The following is a 25,560-nucleotide window of genomic DNA, read 5'->3' as shown; positions in this document are numbered from 1 at the left end:
TGCCTTACGCCGTGCGGCGCTTTCGGCGGCTGCCGATGACCATGGAGGCCAGGACGAACAGTACGGCGACGACGAACATGGCCGTACCGACGACGTTGATCTGAACGGGCGTGCCGCGCTGGGCCGATCCCCAGACGAACATGGGGAAGGTGACGGTGGAACCCGCGTTGAAATTGGTGATGATGAAATCGTCGAAGGAGAGCGCGAAGGCCAGCAGCGCGCCGGCGGCGATTCCCGGGGCGGCGATGGGCAGCGTGACCCGCACGAAGGTCTGCACGGGCCCGGCGTAGAGGTCCTGCGCCGCCTGTTCCAGCCTCGGGTCCATCGACAGCACGCGCGCCTTGACGGCCGTCACGACGAAGCTGAGGCAGAACATGATGTGGGCGATCAGGACCGTCCAGAACCCCAGCTGAGCGCCCATGTTGAGGAACAGGGTGAGCAGCGAGGCGGCCATCACGACCTCGGGCATCGCCATCGGCAGGAAGATCAGCGAGTTGATGGCGCCGCGCGCGCGGAAGCGGTAGCGGACCAGCGCGAAGGCGATCGCGGTGCCGAGCGCGGTGGCGCCGAGCGTCGCCCAGAAGGCGATCTGGAGGCTCAGCGAGAGGGAGCCGCACAGTCCCGCGACGCCGCACGGGTCCTTCCAGGCGTCCGTGGAGAACTGCTGCCACTCGTAGTTGAAACGCCCGTTCGGCTTGTTGAAGGAGAAGACCGTGACGATGAGGTTGGGCAACAGGAGGTAAGCGAGCGTGAAAAGGCCCGCGACGACGACCAGATTGCGTTTGAACCAGTTGACGAAGGCCATTCAGACCAGATCCTCCGTGCCGGACTTTCGAATGTAGACGGTCACCATGGCGAGGATCGCGGCCATCAGGATGAAGGAGAGCGCCGCCGCCGTCGGATAGTCCAGCACCCGCAGGAACTGGGACTGGATCACGTTGCCGATCATGCCGGTGTCGGCCGAGCCCAGCAGCGAGGCGTTGACGTAGTCACCGGTCGCCGGGATGAAGGTGAGCAGCGTCCCGGAGACGACGCCGGGCATCGACAGCGGGAAGGTGACCTTGCGGAACACCGTCGACGGCTTCGCGTACAGGTCCCCCGCCGCCTCGTGCAGCCGGCCGTCGATGCGCTCCAGCGACGTGTACAGCGGCAGGATCATGAAGGGGAGGAAGTTGTACGTCAGACCGCAGACCACCGCGAGCGGCGTGGCCAGTACGCGGTCGCCGGCCGTCCAGCCGAGCCAGCTGGTGACGTCCAGGACGTGCAGGGTGTTCAGGACGCCGACGACCGGGCCGCCGTCCGCGAGGATCGTCTTCCAGGCCAGGGTGCGGATCAGGAAGCTGGTGAAGAACGGCGCGATCACCAGGATCATGATCAGGTTCCGCCAGCGGCCCGCCCGGAAGGCGATCAGGTAGGCCAGCGGGTAGCCCAGCAGCAGACAGAGCACGGTGGCGGAGGCCGCGTAGGCGACCGAGCGCAGGAACTGGGGCCAGTACTCGGACAGCGCCTCCCAGTAGGTCAGGAAGTGCCAGGTGACCTTGTAGCCCTCCTCCAGCGAGCCCGTCTGCACGGACGTGGAGGCCTGGTAGATCATCGGCGCCGCGAAGAACACGACGAGCCACAGGATGCCGGGCAGCAGCAGCCAGTACGGCGTCCAGCGGCCCCGCCTGCGCGGGGGCTTCCCCTCCGGTGCGGGCGGGGAGAGCGGCGGTGGCGCCTCGGTGAGGGTGGACATCAGGCGCCCTCGCCCTCGGTCACGCCCGCCTCGATGTCCTGCGACGCGTCCAGGCCGAAGGTGTGCGCCGGGTTCCAGTGCAGGACGACCTCGGCGCCGGGCACCAGCCGGGCGTCGCGGTCGATGTTCTGGACGTAGACCTCGAACCCGGGGCAGGCCGCGCAGTCGACCACGTACTGCGTGGAGACGCCGATGAAGCTGGTGCCGGCGATCCTTCCGGTGATCCGGTTGCGTCCCTCGGGTATGGACCCGGCCTCGTCGGCGTGGGTGAGGCTGATCTTCTCCGGACGCACGCCCACCAGCAGCCTGCCGCCGGCCTCGGCCGGCGCGGAACAGCGGGCGCCGGGCAGGACCAGCTTGTCGCCGGCCGCCCGCACCACGACGTCGTCGCCGCTGCGGCTGTCGACCTCGGCCTCAACGAGGTTGGAGGTACCGAGGAAGTTGGCCACGAAGGTGGTCCGCGGGTTCTCGTAGAGGTCGGCGGGGGCGCCGAGCTGCTCGACCCGGCCGCCGTTCATCACGGCGACCTGGTCGGCCATGGTCATGGCCTCCTCCTGGTCGTGCGTGACGTGCACGAAGGTGATGCCGACCTCGGTCTGGATGCGCTTGAGCTCCAGCTGCATCTGGCGGCGCAGCTTGAGGTCGAGGGCGCCGAGCGGTTCGTCTAGGAGCAGCACCTTGGGGTGGTTGATCAGCGCGCGGGCGACCGCGACGCGCTGCTGCTGGCCGCCGGAGAGCTGGTGCGGCTTCTTGCGGGCCTGCTCTCCGAGCTGGACGAGGTCGAGCATCTCTCCGACCTGCTTCTTCACGCTCTTGATGCCGCGCCGGCGCAGACCGAAGGCGACGTTCTCGAAGATGTCGAGGTGCGGGAAGAGGGCGTAGGACTGGAAGACCGTGTTCACCGGCCGCTTGTACGGCGGCAGCGCGGTCACGTCCTGGTCGCCGAGGTGGACGGTGCCGGCGCTCGGCTCCTCCAGTCCGGCGATCATGCGCAGGGTGGTGGTCTTGCCGCAGCCGGAGGCGCCGAGCAGGGCGAAGAAGGAGCCCTGCGGCACGGTCAGGTCGAGCGGGTGCACGGCGGTGAAGGAGCCGTAGGTCTTGCTGATGCCGGAGAGGCGGACGTCCCCGCCGTGCTCCGTCGCGTCTGTCTGCGTCTTCATCGTCGTCATCACGCCCCAGTGAGCTTCGCGAACTTCTCTTCGTAGGCCGTCTCTTCCTTCGGGCTCAGGGAGCGGAAGGCACGGGACTTGGCCTGCATGGCCTTGTCGGGGAGGATCAGCGGGTTGTTCGCCGCGTCCTCGTCGATCTTCGCGAGCTCGTCCTTCACGCCGTCCACGGGACAGACGTAGTTGATGTAGGCGGCGAGCTGCGCGGCCGGTCCCGGCTCGTAGTAGTAGTCCATGAGCCGCTCGGCGTTGGTCTTGTGCCGGGCCTTGTTGGGGACCAGCATGTTGTCGCTGGACGTGATGTACCCGCTGTCCGGGATGAGGAAGTCGACGTCCGGGTTGTCCGCCTTGAGCTGGACGACGTCGCCGGCCCAGGCCAGGCAGGCCGCGAAGTCGCCCTTGCTGATGTCGGACGTGTAGTCGTTGCCGGTGAAGCGGCGGATCTGGCCGCGGTCGACGCCCTTCTGGAGGCGGGCGATGGCGGCGTCGTAGTCGTCGTCGGTGAAGCGCCCCGGGTCCTTGCCCATGTCGAGCAGCACCATCCCGACGGTGTCGCGCATCTCGGTCAGGAAGCCGACGCGGCCCTTGAGCTTCGGGTGGTCGAGGAGGTCGGAGACCGTCCTCACCTCGACGCCGTCCAGCGCCTTCTTGTTGTAGGCGATGACGGTCGAGATGCCCTGCCAGGGGTACGAGTAGGCGCGGCCCGGGTCCCAGTCCGGGTCGCGGAACTGCGGGGACAGGTGGGCGAAGGCGTGCGGCAGGTGTGACGGGTCCAGCTTCTGGACCCAGCCGAGGCGGATCAGACGGGCGGCCAGCCAGTCGGTGACGACGATGATGTCGCGGCCGGTCTCCTGGCCCGCCGCCAGCTGCGGCTGGATCTTGCCGAAGAACTCGTTGTTGTCGTTGATGTCCTCGGTGTACTTGACCTTGACGCCGGTCCGCCGGGTGAACGCGTCCAGCGTCGGGTGCCGTCCGCCGCTGTCGTCGACGTCCATGTACTCGGTCCAGTTGGAGAAGGAGACCTCCTTCTCCTCCTTGGACCGGTCCTCGGAGGAGACCCCGCCCTCGCTCTTGCCCGCCGGGGGGATGCCGCAGGCGCTCAGCGCCCCGAGGCCGCCGACCGCCAGCGCGCCGCCCGTGGAGGCGCGCAGCAGCGAGCGGCGGGTGAGGGAGGCCCTGCCGTGGGTGAAACTGCGCCGCATGGCGGCCACTTGGGCCGGGGACAGGCGGTCGGGCTCGTACTGCTCCATGCGCGTGTGTGGCCTTTCGGGTGGGTCGGCCGTGGTCGGCGGCCTGGGGTGCTGGCTATCGGTCCCCGAAGACGGTGCGGTGCCAGTCCTTGGCCGCCACCGCGGTGTTGTCGAACATGACGTGCTTGACCTGCGTGTACTCCTCGAAGGAGTAGGCGGACATGTCCTTGCCGAAGCCGGACGCCTTGTACCCGCCGTGCGGCATCTCGCTGATGATCGGGATGTGGTCGTTGACCCAGACACAGCCCGCCTTGATCTCGCGGGTGGCGCGGTTGGCCCGGTACACGTCCCGGCTCCAGGCGGAGGCGGCCAGCCCGTACGGGGTGTCGTTGGCCAGCCGGATGCCCTCGTCGTCGGTGTCGAAGGGCAGCACGACCAGGACCGGCCCGAAGATCTCGGACTGGACGGCCTCGCTGTCCTGGGCCGCGTCGGCGATGAGGGTGGGCCGGTAGTAGGCGCCGTCCTTCAGCTCCTCCTGCGGTGCCTCGCCGCCGCACACCACGCGCGCGTAGGAGCGGGCCCGGTCGACGAAGCCGGCGACGCGGTCCCGCTGGACGTGGCTGACCAGCGGGCCGAGGTCGGTGCCCGGGGCGAAGGGGTCGCCGACGCGGACGGTGTCCATGAGGGCGGCGGTCCGCTCCACGAACGCCTCGTACAGGGGCCGCTGCACGTACGCGCGGGTGGCGGCCGTGCAGTCCTGGCCGGTGTTGATGAGGGCGCCCGCGACCGCCCCGTGCACCGCGGCGTCCAGGTCGGCGTCGTCGAAGACCAGGAAGGGGGCCTTGCCGCCCAGCTCCAGGTGCAGGCGCTTGACGGTGGCGGTGGCCACCTCGGCGACCCGCTTGCCGACGGCGGTGGAGCCGGTGAAGGAGGTCATCGCGACGTCCGGGTGCCCGACGAGGTGTTCACCGGCCTCCAGACCGGTGCCGGTGACGATGTTGATCACCCCGTCGGGGATGCCCGCCTCGGTGGCGGCCTGGGCGAACATCAGGGAGGTCAGCGGGGTGATCTCGGCGGGCTTCAGCACGACGGTGTTGCCCGCGGCGATCGCCGGGAGGATCTTCCAGGCGGCCATCTGGAGGGGGTAGTTCCAGGGCGCGATGGAGCCGACGACACCGATCGGCTCGCGGCGCACGTACGAGGTGTGGTCGCCCGAGTACTCCCCCGCCGACTGGCCCTGGAGGTGCCGGGCGGCGCCGGCGAAGAAGGCCGCGTTGTCGATCGTGCCCGGCACGTCGAACTCGCGGGTCAGCTTCAGCGGCTTCCCGCACTGGAGGGACTCCGCGCGGGCGAACTCCTCGGCGCGCTCGGCGAGCACCGCCGAGAACCGGTGCAGGGCGTCGGAACGCTCGCCCGGGGTGGCGCCGGCCCAGCCGGGGAACGCCTCCCGCGCGGCGGCGACGGCCGCGTCGACGTCCGCGGGACCGGCCAGGTCGTAGGTCAGGACGTCCTCGCCGGTCGCCGGGTCGACGACGGTGTGGGTGCGTCCGGAGGTGCCCTTCGTCAGACGGCCCGCGATGTACTGGGCCCCGTCCGCGAAGCGGTCCTGGGCCGGGAATCGGTCCTGGATGGCGTTGCCCGGGTTGTGCATGTCGGCTCTCCTCGGTCTCCCCTGTGACGGGGGCCGGCGTGGCTCAGGCTCGATGTGAGTGCCGATCCTGACAGAGCACTAGGCCTCCAACAAGTGATTCCGTTGTTGCCATTTGGTTACGCGACGGAATCTGTCGACCAGGTGTCGAGTCACCACGGAAAAGGGCGGACGGACTGTCAGTGGCGCGTGCCAGACTCGCGTGTATGGAGGAGAGCACGGGGGCGGGGGGCCGGGGCGCGGTGGAGATCATCGACAGCAGGGAAGCGCTGCTCAGGCGGGTCCGGGCGGGCGAGAGGACCAGGTACCTGTGCTTCTGGGGGCACCGGCCGCGACCGGACGGCCGGATCGGGACGAGCTGTCTGAGCCAGTGGTGGCCGTCGCCGTTCACCGTGGCCGGAGTCGCGTACGCGACGGCCGAGCACTGGATGATGGCGGGCAAGGCCCGGCTCTTCGAGGACGCGGAGGCCGAGCGCCGGGCGGTGGCCGCGGGGCATCCCGCCGAGGCCAAGAAGGCCGGGCGACTGGTGCGCGGCTTCGACGAGGCGGTGTGGGAGCGGGAGCGGCTGCGGATCGTCGTCGAGGGCAGCGTGCACAAGTTCGCCTCGGACCCGGCGCTGGGCGCGTTCCTGCTGGGCACGGGCGACCGCGTGCTGGTGGAGGCCAGCCCCGTGGACCGGGTGTGGGGCATCGGCCTGGCCGCGGACGACGAGGCGGCGACCGACCCGGAGCGGTGGCGGGGAGCGAATCTGCTGGGGTTCGCGCTGATGGCGGCACGGGAGCGGCTGCGCGGGGCCGGCTGACGCCGGGGACCGAGCGGGAGTGTGGAGACCGGCGGACACCGGCATCGTGAGGTCGGCTCACGCCCGTGACGAGCCGACCGGCGCCCGCGGGATCCGCGGCGCGGGCGCCGGCGCCGTCAGCCCTGGGGCTGCGCGGTCACCGAGACCGCCGCCGGGCGCGGGGCGCCGTAGTACGGGTCCTCGTACTCCGAGTCGTCGTTGATCGCGGCGACGATCGCGACGGCGATCACGGCCATCACGGCGATGCCGAGGACGATGCCGATGATCCCCATGATGAAGCCGGCCTGGGCCTGCCCGTGGTTGTTGGCCTCGCCGCGCTCGGCCCTGCGGCGCCCCTTGACCCCGAAGACCACGGCGAGGATGCCGAGCACCAGCGAGACCACGCCGTACGCGCAGAACATGCAGCAGGCCAGGATGCCCAGCACCATCGCGGCGGTGCCCATGCCGTTCTGCGGCGGCAGCGGAGCACCGGGCCAGCCGTAGCCCTGGGGGTAGGCCGGGTAGCCGTACCCCCCTTGGTACCCCGGGCCGCCCGGCGCGACGGGCGGAGGCGGCACCGCGCCGTCGGGCAGGGGGAATCCGGCGGCGGGCATCGAGGCGACCGTGGCCTGGTCGTGCACGGACGGCGGCGGCTGCCAGGCCGGTGTGCCTCCGACGGCGGGCGCCGGCTGCTGCGGCGGTGCCGTCGCGGCGTCCCGGCCCTTGTCCAGCGACGGCCCGCTCTCCGGGGGTGCCCAAGGGTCACGGGCACCGTTCGTGTCCCCGCCCGGCTGTGTCGCGTCGCTCATCTCGTGTCCCCCTGGGTCGATCGTGCCCGTCATGCTACGGTCCCGGGCCGCACGGCGTGAGACCGGCCTACGATGATCCCCGCACCGCCGATCAGCCGATCACCCGCGTCCCGCCACCGCCCCGCGCGGCCGGGACGCCGTCGTGGGGAGGAACCCTTGACCGAGCACCTCGTGGACCCCGCCGTCCCGCGCGACCTGCACGCCTTCGTCGCCGGACTGCCCAAGGCCGAACTGCACGTGCACCACGTCGGCTCCGCCTCCCCGCGGATCGTCTCCGAACTCGCCGCGCGCCACCCCGACTCCAAGGTCCCCACCGATCCCGAGGCGCTGGTCGACTACTTCCAGTTCACGGACTTCGCGCACTTCATCGACGTGTACCTGTCCGTCGTCGACCTGATCCGCACCCCGGAGGACGTACGCCTGCTGACGTACGAGGTGGCCCGGGACCTGGCCCGGCAGCAGGTGCGGTACGCCGAGCTGACCATCACCCCGTACTCCTCCACCCGGCGCGGCATCGACGAGGGCGCCTTCATGGACGCCATCGAGGACGCCCGCAAGGCCGCCGAGGCAGAGTTCGGGACCGTGCTGCGCTGGTGCTTCGACATTCCCGGCGAGGCCGGGCTGGAGGCGGCGGAGGAGACGACGCGGCTCGCCACCGACGACCGGGTGCGGCCGGAGGGCCTGGTCTCCTTCGGGCTGGGCGGACCGGAGATCGGCGTCGGACGGCCGCAGTTCAAGCCGTACTTCGACCGGGCGATCGCCGCCGGGCTGCACTCGGTGCCGCACGCCGGCGAGACCACCGGCCCGCAGACCGTGTGGGACGCCCTGACCGAGCTGCGCGCCGAGCGCATCGGGCACGGCACCAGCTCCGCGCAGGACCCGAAGCTGCTGGCCCACCTCGCCGAACACCGCATCCCGCTGGAGGTGTGCCCGACCTCGAACATCGCCACCCGCGCGGTGCGCACCCTGGACGAGCACCCCCTCGCCGAGTTCGTGCGCGCCGGTGTCCTGGTGACCATCAACTCCGACGACCCGCCGATGTTCGGCACCGACCTCGACAACGAGTACGCCGTCGCCGCCCGGCTTCTGGACCTCGACGAGCGGGGCCTCGCCGGCCTGGCGAAGAACGCGGTCGAGGCGTCGTTCCTGGACGCGCCGGGCAAGGCCCGGATCAGGGACGAGATCGACACGTACACCGCCGCCTGGCTCTCCTCCTGAGAGGTGACGCAGTCATGAAGCCCCCGCGCGGCGTGACCGCCGTGGCCCACCGCGGCGACCCGTACCGGCACCGCGAGAACACGATCGGCTCGCTCCGCTCGGCGTTCGACCGCGGCGCCGACGCCGTCGAGACCGACGTACGCCTCACCCGGGACGGCGTGCCCGTGCTGCTGCACGACGAGACGTTGAAACGGCTGTGGCGGCACGACCGGCCGCTGCGCTCGCTGTCCGCCGAGGAGGTACGGGGGCTGACGGCGGGCGGGGTGCCGACGCTCGCGGAGGCGCTCGCCGCGACCGGGGACGGCCGGCTGATGCTCGACCTGCCGGGCGGACCGGACGACCGGGCGGTGCGGCGCATCGTGGACGTCGTCCGCGCGTGCGGGGCCGAGGACCGCGTGTACTACACCGCGGGCCCCGCGGCCATGCTCGCCGTGCGCGCCGCCGACCCCGCCGCCGAGATCGCCATGACCTGGACGACGGCGGCACCACCGCGGCCCGCGCTGCTCGCGGCGGTCCGGCCGCGGTGGCTCAACTACCGGTGGGGGCTGGTGGACCGGGCGCTGGCCGAGCGCGTCCACGGCGACGGCTGCCTGCTGTCCGTGTGGACCCCCGACACCCGCCGCTCCCTGCGCCGGGTGATCGCCCTGGGCGCCGACTCGATCACCACGAACCGCATCGACGTACTGTGCGCCCTGCGCGACCGGCACCCCGCCGCCACCGGCCCGCGCCCCCGGGGACGGACCCCCGCGTAGGCCCCTCACCGGTCACACGCCCACGATCCCGTTCCACCGCTTCGCGAACTCCGTCCGCTCCCCCGCCGCGATGTCCCGCGCGATCGCGAGGCGTCGGCGCATCGCGTCGTCCGGGAAGATCAGCGGGTCCTCCGCCAGGGCGGCGGTCTCCTCGTCGCCCGAGGAGGCCAGCACGTCCCGGGCGGCCGGGACCGGGCAGACGTAGTTGACCCAGGCGGCCAGCTCGGCGGCGACCTCGGGCCGGTAGTAGTGGTCGATGAGCCGCTCGGCGTTGGCCTTGTGACCGGCCAGGTTGGGGATCATCAGGGACTCCGCCCACAGCTCCGCGCCCTCCTCCGGGACGACGAACTCGATGTCCGGGTCGTCCGCCTGGAGCTGGATGACGTCGCCGGAGTAGGCCTGGCAGGCCAGGACGTCACCGCCGGAGAGGTCCTTGACGTAGTCGTTGCCGGTGAAGCGCCGGATCTGGCCCCGGGCGACCTGCCGCTCCACCCGGTCGCACATCCGGTGGAAGTCGTCCGCCCTCCAGTCGGTGACGTCCACGCCGTCGCCCAGCATCAGCAGCGCGAACGCCTCGTCCAGGCCGGAGAGCAGGGTGACCCGGCCCTTGAGGTCGTCCGCCCACAGGTCGGCCACGTGCCGGATCTCCCGGCCGAGCCTGCGGCGGTTGTAGGCGATGCCGGTGATGCCCGACTGCCAGGGCACGGTGTACTTCCGGCCCGGGTCGAAGGCGGGCGAGCGCAGCAGCGGGTCCAGGTGCGCGGTCACGTTCGGCTGGCGGGAGCGGTCCATCTCCTGCACCCAGCCGAGCCGGACGAACCGCCCGCACATCCAGTCGCTGATGACGATCAGGTCGCGGTCGGTCGGCTGGTGGTTCATCAGCGACGGGCTGATCCTGCCGAAGAACTCGTCGTTGTCGTTGATCTCCTCGATGTACTCGACGGAGATGCCCGACCGCTTCTCGAACGCCGCCAGGGTGGGCCGCCGGCTCGGGTGCTCGTCGTCGGTGTCGATGTAGAGCGGCCAGTTTGCCCAGGTCAGCCGTGGCTCGCCGGCGGACCGGTCGGTCGCGGCGCGGTCGCCCGGCGCGACGTAGGCGGCCGGCACACCGCAGCCGGCCAGCGCGCCGAGGGCCGCGGAGCCGCCCAGGCCGCGCAGCAGGGTCCGGCGGGAGATCGAGGGCGTCGTCGTCAGCAGGGGCATGGCCGCAGGATTCCGCGCCCGCGCGCACCGGGACAATCGACGCTGCGTCGAGCACGCCCGGCCAGGCCCGACACCCTGTCGAGCGGGGGCAGTTCGCGACGCCCCACGCACCGCGGCCCCGGACGGGAACCTCCGTCCGGGGCCGCGCGTACGACAGCCGGTCAGGCGTCCAGCGACGTCATCACGTGCTTGATCCGCGTGTAGTCGTCGAAGCCGTACGACGACAGGTCCTTGCCGTAGCCGGACTTCTTGAAGCCGCCGTGCGGCATCTCGGCGACCAGCGGGATGTGGGTGTTGATCCACACGCAGCCGAAGTCCAGCTTCTTGGACATCCGCATGGCGCGGCCGTGGTCCTTGGTCCACACCGAGGAGGCCAGCGCGTACTCGACGCCGTTGGCCCACTCCACCGCCTGGTCCTCGTCGCGGAAGGCCTGGACGGTGATGACCGGGCCGAAAACCTCGTTCTGCACGATCTCGTCGTCCTGCTTGAGGCCCGAGACGACGGTCGGGGCGTAGAAGTAGCCCTTGTCCCCGACCCGGTGGCCGCCCGCCTCGACCTTGGCGTGGGCGGGGAGCCGCTCGATGAACCCGGAGACCTGCTTGAGCTGGTTGGGGTTGTTGAGCGGCCCGTACGCGACGTCCTCGTCGTCCGGCTGCCCGGTCTTGATGTCGGACGCGGCCTTGGCGAGGGCGCTCACGAACTCGTCGTGGATCGACTCGTGGACCAGCACGCGGGTGGCCGCGGTGCAGTCCTGGCCGGCGTTGAAGTAGCCCGCCTCCGAGATTCCCCCGACGGCCTTGGCGATGTCGGTGTCCTCGAAGACCACGACCGGGGCCTTGCCGCCCAGCTCCAGGTGGACCCGCTTGAGGTCCTTGGAGGCGGACTCGGCGACCGACATGCCGGCCCGCACGGAGCCGGTGATGGAGGCCATCGCCGGGGTCTCGTGCTCGACCATGAGGCGGCCGGTGTCGCGGTCGCCGCAGACGACGTTGAAGACGCCCTTGGGGACGATCGAGCCGATGATGTCGGCCATCAGGGCCGTCGAGGCGGGGGTCGTGTCCGAGGGCTTCAGGACGACCGTGTTGCCCGCGGCGAGCGCCGGGGCGAACTTCCACACGGCCATCATCATCGGGTAGTTCCACGGCGCGACCTGGGCGCAGACGCCGATCGGCTCGCGGCGGACCATGGAGGTCAGGCCCTCCATGTACTCGCCGGCCGAGCGGCCCTCCAGCATCCGCGCCGCACCCGCGAAGAAGCGGATCTGGTCGACCATCGGCGGGATCTCCTCGGAGCGGGTGAGCCCGATCGGCTTGCCCGTGTTCTCCACCTCGGCCGCGATCAGCTCCTCGGCACGGTCCTCGAACGCGTCGGCGATCTTCAGCAGGGCCTTCTGGCGCTCGGCCGGGGTGGTGTCGCGCCAGGCCGGGAAGGCGGCCGCGGCGGCGGCCATGGCGGCGTCCACGTCCGCCTGCCCCGACAGCGGGGCGGTCGCGTAGGCCTCGCCCGTGGCGGGGTTGACCACCTCCGTGGTCCGTCCGTCGGCGGCGTCCCGGAACTCACCGTCGATGTAATTGCGCAGACGACGCAGCTCGGTGCTCACTGCCGGCCCTCCAAGGTTGGGTGTCCAATCACTGAGACACCCACCCTAATCCGTATACCGACGTTTTCAACACCCCCGATCGCCTCCAGATTGCGAAATCCGTAGACTGGAACCATCTGGACAACGAATTTCATCGATCCCGCCTTGCGAAACTGTCGATACGTCGTGCACAGTGAAGCCGTGGCCAGTCGAAGCGCAGACCAGAGGGACTCCCGCGAGTCCAGGAGCGGCGGTCCCCAGTTGGACGCCGTCTCCCTCGCCATCATCGAGCAGCTCCAGGAGGACGGCCGCCGGCCGTACGCCGCCATCGGCAAGGCCGTGGGCCTCTCCGAGGCGGCCGTGCGCCAGCGCGTCCAGAAGCTGCTCGACCAGGGCGTGATGCAGATCGTCGCCGTGACGGACCCGCTCACCGTGGGCTTCCGCCGCCAGGCGATGGTCGGTGTGAACGTCGAGGGTGACGTGGAGTCCGTGGCCGACGCGCTGACGGCCCTGTCCGAATGCGAGTACGTGGTGATGACCGCGGGCTCCTTCGACCTCATGGTGGAGGTCGTCTGCGAGGACGACGACCACCTCCTGGAGGTCATCAACCGCCGCATCCGGGCCGTCCCCGGCGTGCGCTCCACCGAGAGCTTCGTCTACATGAAGCTCAAGAAGCAGACCTACATGTGGGGAACCCGATAATCGTGAGCACCGACAGCCCCAAGGACCTCAGCAGGACCGCGTACGACCACCTGTGGATGCACTTCACCCGCATGTCGTCGTACGAGAACGCCCCCGTCCCCACCATCGTCCGTGGTGAGGGCACCCACATCTACGACGACAAGGGCAGGCGCTACCTCGACGGTCTCGCCGGCCTGTTCGTGGTCCAGGCCGGACACGGCCGCCAGGAGCTGGCGGAGACCGCCGCCAAGCAGGCGCAGGAGCTGGCCTTCTTCCCGGTGTGGTCCTACGCCCACCCCAAGGCCGTCGAGCTGGCCGAGCGCCTCGCGAACGAGGCCCCCGGCGACCTCAACAAGGTCTTCTTCACCACCGGCGGCGGTGAGGCGGTCGAGACCGCCTGGAAGCTCGCCAAGCAGTACTTCAAGCTGACCGGCAAGCCGACCAAGTACAAGGTCATCTCCCGCGCGGTCGCCTACCACGGCACCCCGCAGGGCGCCCTGTCCATCACCGGCCTGCCGGCCCTCAAGGCCCCCTTCGAGCCGCTCGTCCCGGGCGCGCACAAGGTGCCGAACACCAACATCTACCGCGCCCCGATCCACGGCGACGACCCCGAGGCCTACGGCCGCTGGGCCGCCGACCAGATCGAGCAGCAGATCCTCTTCGAGGGCCCGGAGACGGTCGCGGCCGTCTTCCTGGAGCCGGTGCAGAACGCCGGCGGCTGCTTCCCGCCCCCGCCCGGCTACTTCCAGCGGGTGCGCGAGATCTGCGACCAGTACGACGTGCTGCTCGTCTCGGACGAGGTCATCTGCGCCTTCGGCCGCCTGGGCACGACCTTCGCCTGCGACAAGTTCGGCTACGTGCCGGACATGATCACCTGCGCCAAGGGCATGACCTCGGGCTACTCCCCGATCGGCGCCTGCATCATCTCCGACCGCCTGGCCGAGCCGTTCTACAAGGGCGACAACACCTTCCTGCACGGCTACACCTTCGGCGGCCACCCGGTCTCCGCCGCGGTCGGCATCGCCAACCTCGACCTGTTCGAGCGCGAGGGCCTCAACCAGCACGTGCTGGACAACGAGGGCAACTTCCGCGCGACCCTGGAGAAGCTCCTCGACCTGCCGATCGTCGGCGACGTCCGCGGCAACGGCTTCTTCTACGGCATCGAGCTGGTCAAGGACAAGGCCACCAAGGAGTCGTTCAACGACGAGGAGACCGAGCGGATCCTCTACGGCTTCCTGTCGAAGGCGCTCTTCGACAACGGCCTGTACTGCCGGGCCGACGACCGCGGCGACCCGGTCATCCAGCTCGCCCCGCCGCTGATCTCCAACCAGGAGACCTTCGACGAGATCGAGCAGATCCTGCGCGCCACGCTGACGGAGGCGTGGACCAAGCTCTGATCCCCCTCTCGGACGATCATCCCCTCGGATGATCGCCCCGGCCCCGGTGTCGCCCGATCGAGTGAGAAACGGCGGCCCGGGGCCGCGTGCTGTCCGGCCTCCTCCCACCGACTGCCTACGGTGCCCAGTGACCGATCGGCCCCGCCCCTCGCGTCCCCCGGACGGGGGAAACGACCGGGGGAAACGGATCAGAACCGAGGTGTACGCCCATGGAGGCCCCGCCGGACAACGACGTGCTCTGGGCCCGCGCCCTGCACTTCCAGCACCACGACGGCTCCCCCGCGCTTCAAGGCGTGTCGCTCGGTGTCCGCGAGGGCGAGATCCTCGCCGTGAGCGGCCCGCGCGGCAGCGGCAAGACCACGCTGCTGCGCTGCCTGTCCGGACTGGTCCGGCCGCAGGACGGCGAGGTGTGGTTCAACAGCGTGCCGGTGCACACCCTGGGCCCGCTCAGGCGCGAGCGACTGCGCCGCGACCGGTTCGGCTGGATCGACCCCGCCCCGGCGCTCGTCCCGGAACTGAGCGTCTGGGAGAACACCGCCCTCCCCCTCATGCTGCGCGGCACCGGGCGGCGCCGGGCCAGGACCTGCGCCCTGGAGTGGCTGGAGCGCCTCGACGTCGGCGCGAAGGCCCGTCGGCGCCCGCACCAGCTCCAGCAGGCCGAACGGCAGCGCGTCTGCATCGCCCGCGCGCTCGCCGTCGCCCCCGCGGTCCTCTTCGCCGACGAGCCGACCGCCCCTCTGCACCGGGCCGACCGCGCGCACGTCCTGCGCACGCTCACCACGGCGGCCCGCTCGCACGGCATCACCGTCCTCCTCGCCACGCACGACGCGCAGACCGCCGCCCTCGCGGACCGCACGGTCGCGCTGCTGGACGGACGGCGGGTGCGGACCGTGCACCTGCCGCCGGTCGCCGAGACGACGGTGGCCACGGGGGCCACCGGGTCCGCCGGGGCCTCCGGCTCGTCCGGCCCCACCGGAACGGAAGGCCTGGCGGCGTGCTCGCTCTCCGCCTGACCCGCGCCGCCCACCTCGCCGTCCACGTGCGCCGCCTGCTGGTCGCGGTGGCCTCGGCGGGCACGGGCTTCCTGCTGCTGAGCGCCCTCGGTCACGCGCTGACCCATCCGGACACCCCGGGCGCCTCCGCCCTCCGCCTGGCCTGGTGCACGGCGCCGCTGGCCGCCACGGCGTACCTCGCCGTCGCGGTGGCCCGCACCGACCCCGGCACCCGGCCCCGCCCCGGGCTGTCCGCGATCGGCCTGGGCGCCGGCCGGCTGATGGCCGTCTCGGCGACGACCACGGCCCTGTCCGCCGGGCTCGGCTCGGTCGCGGCCCTCCTCTGCTTCCTCCAGCTGCGCGGCGACCTGGCGGGCGCCCCCTTCCGCGGCGACGTGACCGACGCCCTGGCCGTCGGTCAGTCCCTCCCCCTCCCGGCCGCCCTGACGCTGCTGGCCCTGGTGCCGGCCACGGCGTCGGCCGCCGTCGCGATGACGCTGCGCCCGCGCGAACCCCGCCCCGCCCCGGCCTCCGGCGCCCGCCGCTACGGCCGATTCGGCGCGTACGGCTGGGGCGCGGCCCGCGAGACCTTCGGCACCTACGGCCGCTTCGGCGCCCGCTGGGCACCGGCGGCGGCAGCCGCGGGAGCCGTCGCGACGGCCCCGGCACAGCCCGCGGGCAGCCCCGAGACCGGGGTGGCGCTGCTGGACGCCGGCGGTCCCCCCTCCGGTGCGGGCCCGCAGGCGCCGGCCGGCGTCGCGGACTTCGCCGACGCGGTGGACGGCCGCCGCACGGCAGCGGCGGACGGCCCGCAGCCGGCGCCGGACGCCCCGCCCGCGCCCCTTTCGCAGAGCAGCACCACCGCCCTCCCCTGGGGCATCGCCGTACTGACCGCGGGCCTCGCGGTGGAGACCTACGCCGGCGACACGACCGCCGCCACGGCGGACACCGCCCCTTCCGCCGGCGTCCTCGCCGGCTGGGTCCTCACCGCCCTGGGCCTCGCCCTGGCCGGCCCCGGCCTCACCCACCTGTGCGGCCGGCTGCTCCAGGCGGCCCGCCCCGGCGCCCTGCGCCTGCTGGCCGGCCGGGTCCTCATGGAGGAGGCGCACCGCATCGGCCGCCCGCTCGGCGTCGTCTGCGCCGTGGTCTCCGCGGCCTGGGCGGCGGCCACGCTGTACGACGCGGACGGCCCGGCCTTCGGCCCTCTGAGCACCCTCGGCGCCCTGCTCGTGGCCGGCTGCACGGTGGCCACCCTCCTGACCGCGGCCGTCGAGGCCAAGCACGCCCGTGCCGACACCACGGACGCCCTGCTGCGGCTGGGCGCACCCCCGACGACCCTGCGCGCCGCGGCCGCCGTACGAGCCGGGGCCCTGCTCGCCCTGTTCGGTCCACTGACCCTGGTCGTCGCGCGGTTGGCGTCCCTGCCGCTGAGCCGCTGACCCGCTGACCCACAAAAACTCTGCGAAGAAAATCGCGCATCGGCGATGAGTTCCGGGCGCCTCTCGCGTCTAACCCCTCGAACAGCACGACAACAGCAGGACACCGACGGGAGAGGCCCCCATGTACCAGCAGATGATCTTCGTGAACCTGGCCACCAACGACCTCGACGCCTCGAAGAAGTTCTTCACCGGGCTCGGTTACGAGATCAACGCCCAGTTCAGCGACGACAGCACCGCTTCGATCCCGCTCAGTGAGACCATCGTCGTGATGGTCCACACCCCGGAGAAGTACCGCCAGTTCACCAAGAAGGACATCGTGGACTCGGCGAAGAGCAGCGAGGTGCTGCTCGCGCTGAGCGCCGAGAGCCGCGAGAAGGTCGACGAGCTGGTGGAGAAGGCGGTCGCGGCCGGCGGCTCGGTCTCCGGCGAGACCCAGGACCACGGGTTCATGTACGGCCGTGCCTTCGACGACGTCGACGGCCACACCTTCGAGGTCGTGTGGATGGACCCGGCGGCCGTCGAGGGCTGAGCGGACCGCACGCCTAGCATGGGCGGGTGGATCCGACGACACCCGCCCAGCCCCAGTCCCACCACGCCTCGCACGACCGGGAGATCGAGAGCCTCGCCGAGTTCGACCGGGTCGTCTCGGCGCACGGCACGCTCGCCCACTACCGCGTCCAGGCCGTCGACCTGACGGCCCGTACGGACGCCCTGATGTCCGCGGACCCCACGGGCGCCGTCTTCCTCGGCTGCGCGATGGACCCCGGGGCCGCCGCCCGGGTGCGTGCCGCGGGCGCCCTGGTCTTCCCGCCCATACCGGGCCTGCCCTTCGATCCGTACCGGGCGCGCGTCTACTCCCCCGAGGAGCTGTACGCCCGGCTCGACGAGGGCTACGGGGCCACCCCGGACGCCCTCGCCTACGACTGGTTCCAGCAGACCAAGTCCGACGGCGACGTCTTCGCCTCCATGCTGCGCGCCATCCATGACGACGCCGTCTCCGACGCGGTCGACGAACTCCTCGCCGGCGTCCGGGTGGTGGGTGTCATGGGCGGCCACGCCATGGCGCGCGGCACCAGGCCGTACGCGGGCGCCGCGCGCCTGGGCCGGGAGCTGACTCGCGCCGGGTTCACCTTGGCGACCGGCGGCGGCCCGGGCGCCATGGAGGCGGCCAACCTCGGCGCGTACGCCGCCCCGTTCGCCGACGGGATGCTGGACGACGCCCTGCTGCTCCTGGCCAAGGTCGCGTCGTTCACGCCCTCGGTCACCGACTGGGCGCGCTCCGCCTTCGAGATCCGCGACCGCTGGCCCGGCGGCGGTGCCTCGGTCGGCATCCCGACCTGGTTCTACGGCCACGAGCCGCCCAACGCCTTCGCCGCGCACATCGCCAAGTACTTCGCCAACGCCACCCGCGAGGACGGCCTGCTGGCCCGCTCGAACGCGGGCGTGGTCTTCCTGCCGGGCGCCGCCGGCACCGTACAGGAGATCTTCGACAACGCCACGCCCAACTACTACGAGTCGCGGGGCGAGCCCACGCCCATGGTGCTCGTGGACCGGGCGCACTGGACGGAGCGGCTGCCGGCGTGGCCCCTGCTCACGTCCCTCGCCTCGGGGCGGACGATGGAGTCCCGGATCGCGCTGGTCGACCGGATCGAGGAAGCTCCGGAGGCGCTGAAACGTCTGGGCGGTTAATAAGACGGTAAAGCCAAGTCCCTTGACGGGCATATGCGTTGACACTGCTTATGCACCGCTTATAGACCAGTGAGGCTCGTGGGTGTGCTGATGCCGCGACAACGGTGTCGGCACCCTCTCCACCCCCCGCATCCGCGCTCCCGTAAAGGACCAACGTGGCAGTCCTGTCCATAATCAGCCGCACGGCATCACGCCGTAGCGTCCGCGCCCTCGGTGTCGCCTCCGCCTCGGTGGCCCTGGCCGTCGGCGCCGCCGGCACCGCCCTGGCCTGCGACATCAGTGAGTTCTCCGCCGCCGCCAAGTGCGAGGGCGGCAAGGGTGTCATCACGGTCACCGACGTGGACCCCGCCGGCATCCCCGCCACCGTCACCGTCCACCTGCAGAACAACGGCGCCGACATCGAGAAGATCGGCGAGCAGGTGGTCAAGGGCTCGCGCGAGGGCACCACCATCACCTTCGCCGCCGACTGGAAGCCGAACGCCGAGTACCGCATCCACGTCAAGGCCGACAAGTACGTCGACGAGGACATCAAGCCGAACCTCGTGACGCCGTCGACTCCCTGCACGACGGAGGGGACGCCGACCCCGACGCCGTCGGAGAGCTCCTCCACCCCGGCCGAGGAGACGGAGACGCCGACCCCGGCTCCGTCCACGTCCGCCCCGGCCCCGGCGGAGAGCGAGAGCACCGCTCCGGCGGCCGTGCCGAGCAACGCGCCGTCCCCGGCGGCCGGTGACTCCAACCTCGCCGAGACCGGCGCCAACTCCAACACCGGCATGATCGCCGGCATCGCGGCCGCCCTCGTCGCGATCGGTGGCGGCGCGGTCTTCTTCGGCCTGCGCCGTCGCGGGGCGAACGGCGACCGCTGACGCCGCACGCCCGGCGCGGCACTGGTGGCCCGTCCCCGGCCCGGGGGCGGGCCACCGTCGCGTCGCGGCGGCTCAGCCGAACGTCGTCCTGTCCAGCCAGAGGCCCAGCAGGTCTCGGTCACCGAGCACCTGGAGCCCGGGGGCGTCCGGCGGGAGCCTGCGGTAGAAGGCCAGCAGCACGTCCGTGAGCGGCCCGCGCAGCGCCACGGTCGCCTTCCCATGGCCACGGCGCCAGGTCACACCCTCCTCACCCAGTTCGATGAGCCATTCGGCGTTCGAACCGGCGCCGGCATCGGTGGCGTGCAGGTGGATGCTCCGGCCCGGGGCCCGCAGCTCCTTCGCCGGCCCGTCCGGGACGACCCGCTGCACGAACCGCACGATCTCCAGCCACTCGTCGATCGCGTCGGCGGCCACGTCGGCCGCGACCGCCTCGACCGGCCGGCCCGCCGCGAGGGCCGCGTCCACCCCGTGGACGAGGAGTTCATGCGTCATACGGCGGGCCCAGAAGCCCGCGGTGTGGTCCCCGAACCACGACCACGCCCGCCCGTCCGGTCCGGCCTCGCGCAGCGCGTGCACGGCCCTCGCACCGGACTCCGCCAGCCACTCGGCCAGTGCGGCGGCGTCCCCGCGCGTCGCGGGCCCCCCGGACCCGGGCACCCGGTCGACCGGGACCTCCTCCTCGGCGCGGGTACGGACGATCAGCTCCACCCAGCTCAGGGCGCGGCCGACATGCCGTACGAGGTCCTCCAGGGACCAGTCCGGGCAGGTCGGCACGGTGGCCGACAGGTCGGCACCGGACCCGACGACGGCCCGTAACTGCCGTACCCGGAGGGCGGTTTCATCGCAGTAGCGCTCATGAGCGAGGAGTGTCATGCCCGTGACCCTACGGTCGGGCGATCATCCGAGCACGACGATTTCCGCCCCGTCGAACTCCACCCCGACCGCGTCCCCCACCTCCGGCGCCGCCCGCAGCGCGCACGCCGCCTCCAGGCGCGGCGCGTCCTCGGGCTTGAGGTGGACGGCGACGTGGGTGCCCCGGAAGGTGCGGGCGGTGACGGTGCAGCGCAGGCCGGCGTCGGCGGGCACCAGGCGCACCCCGGCGGGCCGGACCAGCAGGTGCCGCACCCCCTGCGGGGCGTCCTCGGGCACCGGCACCTTGCCCCACGGCGTGTCGCCGCTCTGCCCGGTGACTGTCGCCTCCACCACGTTGTCGAAGCCGAGGAAACGGGCCACGAACGCGTCGGCCGGCCGCTGCCACACCTCCAGCGGCGTCCCCGCCTGGGCGATCCGCCCGTCCCGCATCACCACCACCCGGTCGGCGAGCGCGAAGGCCTCGCCCTGGTCGTGCGTCACGGCGAGCACGGTGGTGCCCAGTCGGCCGAACAGCTCCCGCAGCTCGACCACGAGACGCTCCCGCAGCGAGCGGTCGAGCTGGCCGAGCGGCTCGTCCAGCATCAGCAGCCGGGGCCGGGGCGCCAGCGCGCGGGCCAGCGCCACCCGCTGCTGCTCACCGCCGGAGAGCGCGGCGACGGACCGGCGGGCGGCGTCCGGCAGGCCGACCAGGTTCAGCAACTCCCCCACCCTGGCCCGCTGTTCGTCGCGCGAGGCGCCGCGCATCCGGGGCCCGAAGGCGATGTTCCCCGCCACGTCCCGCTGCGGGAAGAGCTGGTGGTCCTGGAACATCAGCCCCACCTCGCGCCGGTGTGCGGGCACCGCGGCCTGGTCCCGCCCGTCGAGCATCACCCGACCGGCGTCCAGCGGTTGGAGCCCGGCGACCGCGCGCAGCAGCGTCGACTTGCCGCTGCCGCTGGGCCCGAGCACACACACCACCTGGTGCTCGGCGACCTCCAGGTCGACGGAGTCGAGCACCGCCCGCCCACCGAAGCGGACGGTCGCGCCCTCAAGGCTCAGCAGCATCCCTAGAACTCCCCGCTCCGGTCGGTCCGCAGCCGCTCCAGCACCACCAGGGCCACGGCGCACACCAGCATCAGAATCGTCGAAAGGGCCATGGCCTGGCCGTAGTTCATGTCCCCGGGCCGTCCCAGCAGCCGGGCCACGGCGACCGGCAGTGTCGGGCTGTCCGGCCTCGCGATGAAGACGGTGGCCCCGAACTCCCCGAGCGACACCGCGAAGGCGAACCCGGCCGCGACCAGCAGGGCCCGGCGCACCATCGGCAGGTCCACCTCACGCCACACCCGCCAGGGCGACGCCCCCAGCACGGACGCCGCCTCCCTCAGCCGTACGTCCACCGCCCGCAGCACCGGCAGCATCGTGCGCACGACGAAGGGGACGCCGACCAGCGCCTGCGCGAGCGGTACCAGGATCCAGGAGGATCGGAGGTCCAGCGGGGGTTCGTCCAGCGCGATCAGGAAGCCGAAGCCGACCGTGACGGCGGACACCCCCAGCGGCAGCATCAGCAGCGCGTCGAACCCGCGGACGAAACGCCCCGCGTCGCGCCGGGTGAGCGCGGTGGCGGCCAGCGCGCCGATCACCACGGCGATGGCGGTCGCGGCGAGGGCGTACTGAAGGGAGTTGCCGATCGCCTCGATCGGCGGGACGAGGAAGGCACCGCCGTCCGCGCGGGTCAGCGCCCGGTAGTAACCGAAGCCGGACGCGCCGAGCGAGCGCCGCACCAGCACCGCCAGCGGCAGCAGGACGAGTCCGGCGACGGTGAGCAGCACTCCGGCCAGCAGCGCCCACTGCCCGGCCCCGCGCGGGCGGTGCGCCGTCCGGGCGGCGTCCACCAGGCGCAGGGCCGTCTCCCGGCGCCGTACCGTCCAGGCGTGCACGGCGAGGACGGCGGCGACCGCCGCGAACTGGATCATGGTGAGCACGGCGGCCGTGGACAGGTCGAAGACCTGCGAGGTCTGCCGGTAGATCTCCACTTCCAGGGTGGAGAAAGTGGGCCCGCCGAGGATCTGGACGACGCCGAAGGAGGTGAAGGTGAACAGGAACACCATCAGCGCGGCGGCGGCCACGGCGGGCCCGAGCGCGGGCAGCGTGACCGTCCGCCAGGCGGTGAGGCGGGACGCGCCGAGCATCCGCGCGGCCTCCTCCTGCCGGGGGTCGAGCTGCGACCAGAGGCCGCCGACAGTGCGCACGACGACCGCGTAGTTGAAGAAGACGTGGGCGAGCAGGATCGCCCACACGGTGGTGTCCAGCCTGAGGCCCCACAGCTCGTCGAGCAGGCCGCCGCGTCCGACCAGCGCCAGGAACGCCGTACCGACGACGACCGTCGGCAGGACGAACGGCACGGTCACCACGGCCCGCAGGAGCTGCTTGCCGGGGAAGTCGAAGCGGGCGAAGACGTACGCGCCGGGCAGGGCGATCAGCAGGGTGAGCGCGGTGGAGGCCAGGGCCTGCCAGGTGGTGAACCACAGCACGTGCCGGATGTCGGACTGGGCCAGCACGTCCGCGATCCGCCCGAATCGCCAGACCCCGTCGACCTTCAGCCCGCGCGCGACGATCGCGGCGACGGGGTAGGCGAAGAACACCGCGAAGAACGCGACGGGCACGGCCATCAGGCCGAGCCGCGCCACGCTCCCGCGCGCGGTGCTCCGGCGTTTCACTTCAGGACGAGGGAGGTCCACGACTTGACCCACTGGTCGCGGTGGTCGGCGATCTTCGCCGGGTCCATGGTCTGCGGGTCCTCGGCCTGCGGCCCGAACTTCCGGAACGCCTCGGGGATCCGCGCGCCCTCACGCACCGGGTAGACGAACATGTTCAACGGCATGTCGTCCTGGAACTCCTTGCTGATCAGGAAGTCGAGGAGCGCCTTGCCGCCCTCGGGGTTCGCGGCGTTCTCCAGCAGTCCCGCGTACTCGACCTGGCGGAAGCAGGTGCCCTGGGCCACGCCCGTCGGCGCGGTGGCCGGCTGGGGGTCGGCGTAGATGACCTCGGCGGGCGGGGAGGAGGCGTAGGAGACGACGAGCGGACGGTCGCCGCCGGCCTTCCTGCCGCCGGACGAACCGGAGAACTCCTCGTTGTACGCCTGCTCCCAGCTGTCGACGACCTTGACGCCGTTCGCCTTCAGCTTCTTCCAGTAGCCCTGCCAGCCGTCGTCCCCGTACTTCGCGGCGGTGCCCAGCAGGAAGCCGAGGCCGGGCGAGGAGCTGCCGGCGTTCTCGGTGACGAGCAGGTCCCTGTACCGGGGGTCGGCCAGGTCGTCGAGGGAGTCCGGCGGGGTCAGCCCGTGCTCGCCGAAGTACGCCTTGTCGTAGTTGACGCAGACGTCCCCGGTGTCGACGGGCGTGACCCGGTGCTTGTCCTGGTCGGCCCGGTACTCGGGGAGGACCAGGTCGGAGCCCTTCGCCTCGTACGGCTGGAAGATCCCGTTGTCGAGGGCGCGGGACAGCAGCGTGTTGTCGACGCCGAAGAAGACGTCGCCCTGGGGGTTGTCCTTGGTGAGGATGGCCTTGTTGACGGCCTGACCGGCGTCGCCGTCCTCCAGGACCCTGACCTTGTAGCCGGAGCGCTTCTCGAAGGCGGCGATGACGTCCTTCGACGCGGCCCACGAGTCATGGCTGACCAGGGTCACGGTCTTGGGATCGCCGGATCCCTGACCGTCGTCCGACGACGATCCGCAGGCGGCCAGCGTGCCGACCATGCCGAGTCCGAGGGCCAGGACACTGACCTTCTTGGTGATGCTCACTGAATTCCTCCTGGGTGACCAGGAGAAGACGCGGCCCCGCCCGGGACCTGGTGAGGGTCCCGGGCAGGGCGCAACAGCTCGAGTGGTGACCGATCTCCCTACCCAGAATGACCTGGGCCAGGTTCGGAGGGTCTGCGGCCGGTGCCGCACTCTCAGCGCTGTGGCGCTCCCCTGTCGGAATATGAAGATGTACTTGTACTGACCTGTGAAGACCTACGCGTGATGCTGACGCCGGTCAGGTTACCGCTCGCTCGCGGCGAGCTGACCACACGCCCCGTCGATCTCCTGGCCACGGGTGTCCCGGATCGTCACCGGCACACCGTGCGCCGCGATCGCCTCCACGAACGCCTTCTCGTCCTCGGGCCGCGAGGCGGTCCACTTCGAGCCGGGCGTCGGGTTGAGCGGGATGAGGTTGACGTGCACGGGCCTGCCCTTGAGCAGCCGCCCGAGCCGGTCACCGCGCCACGCCTGGTCGTTGATGTCGCGGATCAGCGCGTACTCGATCGACAGCCGGCGCCCCGACCGCTCCGCGTACTCGAACCCGGCGTCCAGCACCTCGCGCACCTTCCACCGCGTGTTGACCGGGACGAGGGTGTCGCGCAGCTCGTCGTCGGGCGCGTGCAGCGAGATGGCGAGGCGGCACTTGAAGCCCTCGTCGGCGAACCGGTGGATCGCCGGCACGAGGCCGACGGTGGAGACGGTGATGCCGCGCTGGGAGAGCCCCAGCCCGTCGGGCTCGGGGTCGGTGAGCCGGCGGATGGAACCGACGACGCGCTTGTAGTTGGCGAGGGGCTCGCCCATGCCCATGAACACGATGTTGCTGAGCCGGGCCGGACCACCGGGGACCTCCCCGTCGCGCAGCGCCCGCATCCCGTCCACGATCTGGTGCACGATCTCGGCGGTGGACAGGTTCCGGTCCAGGCCGGCCTGCCCCGTGGCGCAGAACGGGCAGTTCATGCCGCAGCCCGCCTGGGAGCTGATGCACATGGTCACCCGGTCCGGGTAGCGCATCAGGACGGACTCGACGAGCGTCCCGTCGAACAGCTTCCACAGCGTCTTGCGCGTGGTGCCCTGGTCGGTCGACAGGTGCCGGACGACCGACATCAGCTCGGGCAGCAACGCCTCCCGCAGCCCCTGCCGCGAGCCGGCCGGGATGTCCGTCCACTGCTCGGGGTCGTGCGCATACCGCGCGAAGTAGTGCTGCGAGAGCTGCTTCGCACGGAACGGCTTCTCGCCGATGGCGGCGACGGCCTCCTTGCGCTCGGCGGGCGTGAGATCGGCGAGGTGCCGCGGCGGCTTCTTGACTCCGCGCGGGGCGACGAATGTGAGTTCTCCGGGCTTAGGCATGACGTTCCCAGTGTCGCAGATCCACTCGGGTGACCCGCGACCGTCGCCCGCTCCGGCGGTCGTCGACGGTTTCCCCAGGTCACCCGCCGGGCGTCCACGGAACGGCGCACGGCGCGACCTCGTACGGAGCGCACGCGTCGAGGCGGATGAAGCGAACCGGGCGCACCGGGAGGCGGCCGCCCTCCTCGCGGCGCCGGCGCCTCCCCCCGACGGACGCCGGGAACGGCGTCGTGCCCCGACCGCAGGCGCCGCGGCCGGGAGCCCGACCGCAGGGCGTTGCCGTCGACGCCGGCAAGGGGCGGTCGTGCGCCGCCCCGGAACGCACCGCGCCCCTCCCGCGAGGGCGGCCCGGTCGTGCGGCCGCGGGTGCGGAAGGGGCGGGGAGGCGGCCGGTACGACCGGCAGCGGTGGACCC

Annotated in this window: 23 protein-coding genes and 1 riboswitch; of the genes, 10 read left to right on the top strand and 13 right to left on the bottom strand. The window is 71.9% G+C overall.

Going from position 1 to position 25,560, the window contains the following annotated elements:
• Positions 1-4: 4 nt before the first annotated feature.
• From ACZ6EG_RS26420 to ACZ6EG_RS26400, 5 genes are read right to left on the bottom strand one after another with little or no spacing between them, the layout of a single operon-like run.
• Positions 5-805, bottom strand: coding sequence for an ABC transporter permease (locus ACZ6EG_RS26420; protein WP_391971799.1), 801 nt, complete (start codon positions 803-805; stop codon positions 5-7).
• Complete coding sequence (locus ACZ6EG_RS26415) at positions 806-1,735, bottom strand: ABC transporter permease (RefSeq protein WP_356612220.1); 930 nt, start codon at positions 1,733-1,735, stop codon at positions 806-808.
• Positions 1,735-2,904 (bottom strand): ABC transporter ATP-binding protein, encoded by a 1,170-nt coding sequence (locus ACZ6EG_RS26410; protein WP_391971800.1) that lies wholly within the window; start codon positions 2,902-2,904, stop codon positions 1,735-1,737. The genes ACZ6EG_RS26415 and ACZ6EG_RS26410 overlap by 1 nt, the downstream gene beginning before the upstream one ends.
• Positions 2,904-4,151 carry a polyamine ABC transporter substrate-binding protein gene (locus tag ACZ6EG_RS26405; RefSeq protein ID WP_391971801.1) on the bottom strand — a complete coding sequence of 416 codons (1,248 nt, stop codon included), beginning with the start codon at positions 4,149-4,151 and terminating at the stop codon, positions 2,904-2,906. Before ACZ6EG_RS26405 ends, ACZ6EG_RS26410 begins: the two co-directional genes overlap by 1 nt.
• 55 nt (positions 4,152-4,206) lie before the next feature.
• Entirely contained in the window at positions 4,207-5,742 is a 1,536-nt protein-coding gene (locus ACZ6EG_RS26400) for a gamma-aminobutyraldehyde dehydrogenase (protein WP_391971802.1), read from the bottom strand.
• 203 nt (positions 5,743-5,945) lie between these two features.
• Between ACZ6EG_RS26400 and ACZ6EG_RS26395 the strand changes: the two genes are divergently transcribed.
• Positions 5,946-6,542, top strand: coding sequence for an NADAR family protein (locus tag ACZ6EG_RS26395; RefSeq protein ID WP_469608110.1), 597 nt, complete (start codon positions 5,946-5,948; stop codon positions 6,540-6,542).
• Positions 6,543-6,658: 116 nt separating this feature from the next.
• Here ACZ6EG_RS26395 and ACZ6EG_RS26390 read toward each other — a convergent pair whose 3' ends face one another.
• Complete coding sequence (locus ACZ6EG_RS26390) at positions 6,659-7,330, bottom strand: DUF4190 domain-containing protein (RefSeq protein WP_469608107.1); 672 nt, start codon at positions 7,328-7,330, stop codon at positions 6,659-6,661.
• Between the two features lie 156 nt (positions 7,331-7,486).
• Here ACZ6EG_RS26390 and ACZ6EG_RS26385 point away from each other — a divergent pair, with 156 nt between their 5' ends.
• Both ACZ6EG_RS26385 and ACZ6EG_RS26380 read left to right on the top strand, forming a co-directional pair.
• Positions 7,487-8,548 carry an adenosine deaminase gene (locus ACZ6EG_RS26385; protein WP_361012916.1) on the top strand — a complete coding sequence of 354 codons (1,062 nt, stop codon included), beginning with the start codon at positions 7,487-7,489 and terminating at the stop codon, positions 8,546-8,548.
• A 14-nt stretch (positions 8,549-8,562) separates the two neighbouring features.
• On the top strand, positions 8,563-9,300 hold the full coding sequence (locus ACZ6EG_RS26380; RefSeq protein ID WP_391971805.1) for a glycerophosphodiester phosphodiesterase: 738 nt from the start codon (positions 8,563-8,565) through the stop codon (positions 9,298-9,300).
• 12 nt (positions 9,301-9,312) lie between these two features.
• Here ACZ6EG_RS26380 and ACZ6EG_RS26375 read toward each other — a convergent pair whose 3' ends face one another.
• Together ACZ6EG_RS26375 and ACZ6EG_RS26370 are read right to left on the bottom strand one after the other, a co-directional pair.
• Complete coding sequence (locus ACZ6EG_RS26375) at positions 9,313-10,503, bottom strand: extracellular solute-binding protein (protein WP_469608102.1); 1,191 nt, start codon at positions 10,501-10,503, stop codon at positions 9,313-9,315.
• A gap of 161 nt (positions 10,504-10,664) precedes the next feature.
• Positions 10,665-12,104, bottom strand: coding sequence for a gamma-aminobutyraldehyde dehydrogenase (locus ACZ6EG_RS26370; protein WP_391971807.1), 1,440 nt, complete (start codon positions 12,102-12,104; stop codon positions 10,665-10,667).
• Between the two features lie 165 nt (positions 12,105-12,269).
• On the opposite strand from ACZ6EG_RS26370, the gene ACZ6EG_RS26365 reads away from it, so the two are divergent.
• The 7 genes from ACZ6EG_RS26365 to ACZ6EG_RS26335 all read left to right on the top strand — a co-directional run bounded on the left by ACZ6EG_RS26365 (position 12,270) and on the right by ACZ6EG_RS26335 (position 19,147).
• Positions 12,270-12,785: an Lrp/AsnC family transcriptional regulator gene (locus ACZ6EG_RS26365; RefSeq protein WP_383645693.1), complete on the top strand. Its 516-nt coding sequence runs from the start codon at positions 12,270-12,272 to the stop codon at positions 12,783-12,785.
• Positions 12,786-12,787: 2 nt separating this feature from the next.
• Complete coding sequence (locus ACZ6EG_RS26360; protein WP_391971808.1) at positions 12,788-14,161, top strand: aspartate aminotransferase family protein; 1,374 nt, start codon at positions 12,788-12,790, stop codon at positions 14,159-14,161.
• A gap of 209 nt (positions 14,162-14,370) precedes the next feature.
• Positions 14,371-15,174 (top strand): ABC transporter ATP-binding protein, encoded by an 804-nt coding sequence (locus ACZ6EG_RS26355; protein ID WP_391971809.1) that lies wholly within the window; start codon positions 14,371-14,373, stop codon positions 15,172-15,174.
• A complete protein-coding gene (locus tag ACZ6EG_RS26350; protein WP_469608097.1) occupies positions 15,156-16,592 on the top strand; it encodes a hypothetical protein in 1,437 nt (478 codons plus the stop codon). The genes ACZ6EG_RS26355 and ACZ6EG_RS26350 overlap by 19 nt, the downstream gene beginning before the upstream one ends.
• 121 nt (positions 16,593-16,713) lie before the next feature.
• The gene (locus ACZ6EG_RS26345; protein ID WP_356612246.1) at positions 16,714-17,121 is read left to right on the top strand and encodes a VOC family protein; all 408 of its coding nucleotides are present in this window, start codon (positions 16,714-16,716) and stop codon (positions 17,119-17,121) included.
• A gap of 26 nt (positions 17,122-17,147) precedes the next feature.
• Entirely contained in the window at positions 17,148-18,281 is a 1,134-nt protein-coding gene (locus ACZ6EG_RS26340) for an LOG family protein (RefSeq protein ID WP_469608093.1), read from the top strand.
• Between the two features lie 155 nt (positions 18,282-18,436).
• The gene (locus ACZ6EG_RS26335; RefSeq protein ID WP_391971813.1) at positions 18,437-19,147 is read left to right on the top strand and encodes an LAETG motif-containing sortase-dependent surface protein; all 711 of its coding nucleotides are present in this window, start codon (positions 18,437-18,439) and stop codon (positions 19,145-19,147) included.
• Between the two features lie 72 nt (positions 19,148-19,219).
• Here the strand turns inward: ACZ6EG_RS26335 and ACZ6EG_RS26330 are convergent, their stop codons facing one another.
• The 5 genes from ACZ6EG_RS26330 to rlmN form a co-directional block, all read right to left on the bottom strand.
• Positions 19,220-20,020: a maleylpyruvate isomerase family mycothiol-dependent enzyme gene (locus tag ACZ6EG_RS26330; RefSeq protein ID WP_391971814.1), complete on the bottom strand. Its 801-nt coding sequence runs from the start codon at positions 20,018-20,020 to the stop codon at positions 19,220-19,222.
• Between the two features lie 24 nt (positions 20,021-20,044).
• On the bottom strand, positions 20,045-21,064 hold the full coding sequence (locus ACZ6EG_RS26325; protein WP_391971815.1) for an ABC transporter ATP-binding protein: 1,020 nt from the start codon (positions 21,062-21,064) through the stop codon (positions 20,045-20,047).
• A gap of 2 nt (positions 21,065-21,066) precedes the next feature.
• Positions 21,067-22,737, bottom strand: coding sequence for an ABC transporter permease (locus ACZ6EG_RS26320; protein ID WP_391971816.1), 1,671 nt, complete (start codon positions 22,735-22,737; stop codon positions 21,067-21,069).
• The gene (locus tag ACZ6EG_RS26315; RefSeq protein WP_391971817.1) at positions 22,713-23,798 is read right to left on the bottom strand and encodes a thiamine ABC transporter substrate-binding protein; all 1,086 of its coding nucleotides are present in this window, start codon (positions 23,796-23,798) and stop codon (positions 22,713-22,715) included. The genes ACZ6EG_RS26320 and ACZ6EG_RS26315 overlap by 25 nt, the downstream gene beginning before the upstream one ends.
• Before the next feature lie 77 nt (positions 23,799-23,875).
• Positions 23,876-23,981, bottom strand: a riboswitch (TPP riboswitch).
• A gap of 57 nt (positions 23,982-24,038) precedes the next feature.
• Positions 24,039-25,145, bottom strand: coding sequence for a dual-specificity RNA methyltransferase RlmN (gene rlmN / locus ACZ6EG_RS26310; RefSeq protein WP_356612260.1), 1,107 nt, complete (start codon positions 25,143-25,145; stop codon positions 24,039-24,041).
• Positions 25,146-25,560 lie beyond the last annotated feature (415 nt).

The organism is Streptomyces sp. NPDC041968 (assembly GCF_055589025.1).
This window is presented reverse-complemented; position numbering and strand designations above follow the sequence as displayed.